Source organism: Bradyrhizobium sp. 23, from assembly GCF_023073295.1.
Lineage (GTDB): Bacteria > Pseudomonadota > Alphaproteobacteria > Rhizobiales > Xanthobacteraceae > Bradyrhizobium > Bradyrhizobium canariense_D.
The window spans coordinates 258487-262569 of sequence record NZ_JADPJF010000064.1 but is presented as its reverse complement, the minus strand read 5'-3'; the positions used below and the strand labels follow the sequence as shown (position 1 = coordinate 262569).

Sequence of the window (4083 nt, the reverse complement as noted above, 5' to 3'; positions counted from 1 at the left end):
GTGGGGCCGCTCTTCCGATGCCGCCTGCCGTTGCGGCGCATCCGCCATCGGCTCGAGACGGATATTGTCTTCCTTGTCCGGACGCTTGATCTTCACGGCGAAGGATTCCGCGACCCGCTCGGAAATTTCGAACTCGGTCGTGGTGTCCATGATCTTGATCGCGCCGATGTCGTTCTTGTCGATGCCGCCACGACGGCAGATCATCGGCAACAGCCAGCGCGCTTCCGCGTTCTTTTTTCGTCCGATGTTGGCCCGGAACCAGACGCTGCCATCCGCCATGCCATGTTTCGACGACGATTTTCCCGCTTTTGGTCGAGCCCTTTCGGTCCGATCATCGCCGCGCGAAGCGCGGACATCGTCGCGCGGCGCGCGCGTATCGTTGCGGCCGCGATCCTCGCGCGGCCGGCCAGCTCGCTCGACGGGCTCCATGATGTCTTCGGGCGACGGCAGCCGCGCGCGATAGAGCCGTGCAAGTGACGCGGCGATCTCCTCGGCCGACCGCTCGGCCAAGAGCGCCTGCGCCTGCGCCAGATCGTCGGCGGTGGTCTCCTCCGTGAACAGCACGTCCTTCATGCGCTCGTGATCGAGCTTGCGGATCTCATCCGGCTGCGGCGCCGTCCCCCAGACCGCGTCGATGCCCGAGACGTTCAGCAGCATTTCCGCACGCCGCCGCCGCACGGGCGGCACCAGCATGACGCTCGTCCCCTTGCGGCCCGCGCGGCCGGTGCGGCCGGAGCGATGCTGCATGACCTCGGCGTCGTTGGGCAGGTCGGCATGAATGACGAGATCGAGGCTCGGCAGATCGATGCCCCGGGCGGCGACGTCGGTCGCCACGCAGACGCGCGAGCGTCCGTCGCGCAGCGACTGCAGCGCCGTGGTTCGCTCGTTCTGCGTCAATTCGCCTGACAAAGCGACCACGGAGAAGCCGCGCTCCAGCAGTGCCGCCTGCAAGTGCCGGACGCCGTCGCGCGTGCTGCAGAATACCAGCGCGCTCGGCGCCTCGTAGAAGCGCAACACGTTGACGACGGCGTGCTCGGCATCACCGGGCGCGATCCGGATCGCGCGGTACTCGATATCGGCGTGACCGCCTTCGTCGCCGGCGACCTCGATCCGGAACGCCCGCTGTTGATACTGCTTGGCCAGCGCGACGATGCCGCGCGGGAACGTCGCCGAGAACATCAGGGTGCGGCGCGTGTCCGGCGTGGTCTTGAGGATGAACTCCATGTCCTCGCGAAAGCCGAGATTGAGCATCTCGTCAGCCTCGTCGAGCACGACTACCTTCAATTCCGAGATGTCGAGGCGGCCGCGGCGCAAATGATCGCACAACCGGCCGGGCGTGCCGACGACGATATGAGCGCCGGCCGCAAGCTCGCGCTGCTCGCGCCTGGGGTCCATGCCGCCGACGCAGGAAACGACGCGCCCGCTCGCATGCTCGTACAGCCAGGCCAGCTCGCGATGGACCTGCAAGGCAAGCTCGCGGGTCGGCGCCACGATCAGGGCAAGCGGTGCACCCGCCCGCTCGAACCGCTCGGCGTCGCCCAACAGGTCCTTGGCCATGGCCAGCCCATAGGCCAGGGTCTTGCCGGAGCCGGTCTGTGCCGAAACCAAGAGATCGCGGTCAGCGGCCTCGTCCGTGAGTACGGCGAGCTGAACGGGGGTCGGACGGTCGTAATTGCGCTCGGCCAAAGCTCGGGCGAGCGGCGCACTCATGGTCGGAAAAGACACGGGATAAACCTTGGTTGGTCCAGGCGCGGAACGTCGAGCCGCGCGACCTGAAGCTGCGTAGGCGGCAAATGGTCCAGCCGCACGCGTGGTGATCTGATTTGGACGCTCTTTACGCCAAGTGCGGGCAAATCACCATGCCTATGACGCATGGCTTTGGTGATGCCGAGAATAAGCTTACTGGCCAGCTCGACCCGCTACATCCAGCATTTTCGGGGCATTTTACTGCATATAGCGGGATTTTGGGGCGAGGCTGCAGATTTTCACGGCCACCTCGCTTAAATTATGCGCGGTTGGAGCTGCCGGAGACGCACAACAGGGCTAAGCTCAGGCCGATTGGACTAGGGAGCACGACGATGCGATTGGCAGTCATTTCCGATATCCACGGCAACCTTGCCGCGCTCGAGGCGGTGCTGGCCGACATCAAGGCGCGTGGCGTCGATCGTACGGTCAACCTTGGCGATTGCGTCACCAGCCCGTTGTGGCCGAAAGAGACTTTCGAAGCGCTCGAGGCGCTGTCGCTGCCGACCGTACGCGGAAACCATGATCGCTGGATTGAGGAGTTTCCGGACGACAAGCTCTCGTCGGCAGGTCTGTTTGCGCGCAACGCATTGACTGCGGAGCAACGTCTCGCACTCCACAGCCTGCCTTCCCAAATACGGCTGGACGATGGGATCCTGGCCTGCCACGGCACGCCCGACAACGATACGACATGCCTGCTGGAAGAAACGCTCGACGACGGCCGCTTCGTACCGGCACGCCGCGACGTGCTGGCAATGCGCCTCGCGAGTGAGCCGACGGCGCGTGTGGTGCTGTGTGGTCATAGCCACCGCCAGGCCGTCGTTCACGGACCTCATGACTGTCTGGTTCTCAATCCAGGGAGCGTTGGTTGCCGGTCTTCGCAGACATTCCCGTTGCCGCAAACCTGGAATACCGCTCGCCGCACGCGCGATATGCAATCCTCACGAAGCGACAAAGGGGCTGGCAGGCCGAACTCTTGGCCCTCGAATACGATTGGGACGCCGCATCGTCCCGTGCCCTCGCCAACGACCACCCGAAATGGGCGCGGGCCATATCGTCGGGATATGTCAAATAGCTGCTGGCATCGCTCGACCCAAATCGAGCCGCACGGAAGAACGGGAGAACACATGGCCGACGGCATTTCGCTTGCCGACAAACTCGCGACTTTTGGGGATTTCTGGTCTCCACGCACGATCACAACCTTCAACGACTGCGACGTGATGGTGGTGAAGGTGAAGGGAGAGTTCACCTGGCACAAGCACGACGACACCGACGATTTCTTCCTCGTCCTGAAAGGCAGTTTGGAGATCGAATTACGGGATCGCACGGTGACGCTTGGTCCGGGCGAACTCTATGTCGTGCCCAAAGGTGTTGAGCATCGCCCGGTCGCGCGCGAGGAAGTTCATCTCCTGCTCATCGAGCCGACCGGCACGCCGAACACGGGCGACAAGGCCACCGCCGCGGACCGCAAGCTCGCATAGATGGCAACTCGCCCAGCGCAGCTCTATGCCTGCAGCCTTAATCCCTGGAGGTCACCAGGCTGCTGAAGCCGCCGACCAGTCTAGCTCTTGCCCGCACAAGAGTGTCCCTGGCCGCGCGGCTCAGTGCGCGGATGGCGCGCCAGGCGTCGGTTGCCTGCAGCCACGCCTTCACCTCGGAGTACTTCCCATAGGCCCAGGCGAAGGCCGGAATCCGCATCAGCTTGTCGCGCGTGAGATGGAACAGGCGCTCGACCAGCACCAGCTTAAGCAGTTCGCCGACAATAAAAGTCACGGCCCCCATCACGATTTGCCCGGTCGCCGCGAGATAGGCTGCCACGGGCTTGACCGGCTCCAGGATAATGACGGGTACCGAAAACAAGGCGAGCGAGCAATAAGGCGACAGCGATCTGATCCAGCCCCGCAATCGCTTCAATTGGAGATGCCGCCCGATCCAGCGCGAGATTGGCCTCGCCACGGCCATGAAGACCGCATCCACCAGGAAGTAGATGGCGGCCGCGATGTAGGTCAGGGGCTTCAGGTTCTGCTTCACGATGAACTCTCCCGTGAACTCAAAGCCGTAACCTGGGCCTAAGTTTCACCCCGGCTTGAATAACTCGCGGATTTTCGATGGAACTTTTCGTGTACGGGCCCGCCGCTGCCCGGTTCAGATCTCCGCATAGATCTCCAAAAGATTACCGTCGGGGTCGCGGAAGAACAGCGTCCGATGCCCGAACGACTGGTTCGTCGGCGGTGACAGCAGCGCCACGCCGTGGCGTGCGAGTTCGTCGGCACACGCATCGACTTCGGCCGCGGATACCTTGAAGGCCAGTTGCAGCGCGGCACTGCCCGCCGGCGTCGG

At 63.8% G+C, this 4083-nt stretch carries 4 protein-coding genes and 1 pseudogene; 2 read left to right on the top strand and 3 right to left on the bottom strand.

The window, feature by feature from the left end:
• Window positions 1-1710 (bottom strand): DEAD/DEAH box helicase (locus IVB32_RS16390; RefSeq protein ID WP_247410830.1); only part of this gene is annotated, 1710 nt, incomplete at its 3' end.
• Window positions 1711-2078: 368 nt separating this feature from the next.
• Between IVB32_RS16390 and IVB32_RS16385 the strand changes: the two are divergent.
• Window positions 2079-2818: pseudogene (locus IVB32_RS16385) on the top strand (metallophosphoesterase family protein).
• 52 nt (window positions 2819-2870) lie between these two features.
• Window positions 2871-3224, top strand: a complete 354-nt coding sequence (locus IVB32_RS16380; protein ID WP_085361730.1) for a cupin domain-containing protein — start codon at window positions 2871-2873, stop codon at window positions 3222-3224.
• Between the two features lie 37 nt (window positions 3225-3261).
• Here the strand turns inward: IVB32_RS16380 and IVB32_RS16375 are convergent, their stop codons facing one another.
• Both IVB32_RS16375 and IVB32_RS16370 read right to left on the bottom strand, forming a co-directional pair.
• The gene (locus IVB32_RS16375; protein ID WP_247371663.1) at window positions 3262-3774 is read right to left on the bottom strand and encodes a hypothetical protein; all 513 of its coding nucleotides are present in this window, start codon (window positions 3772-3774) and stop codon (window positions 3262-3264) included.
• Between the two features lie 114 nt (window positions 3775-3888).
• Window positions 3889-4083 (bottom strand): VOC family protein (locus IVB32_RS16370; protein ID WP_247410748.1); only part of this gene is annotated, 195 nt, incomplete at its 5' end.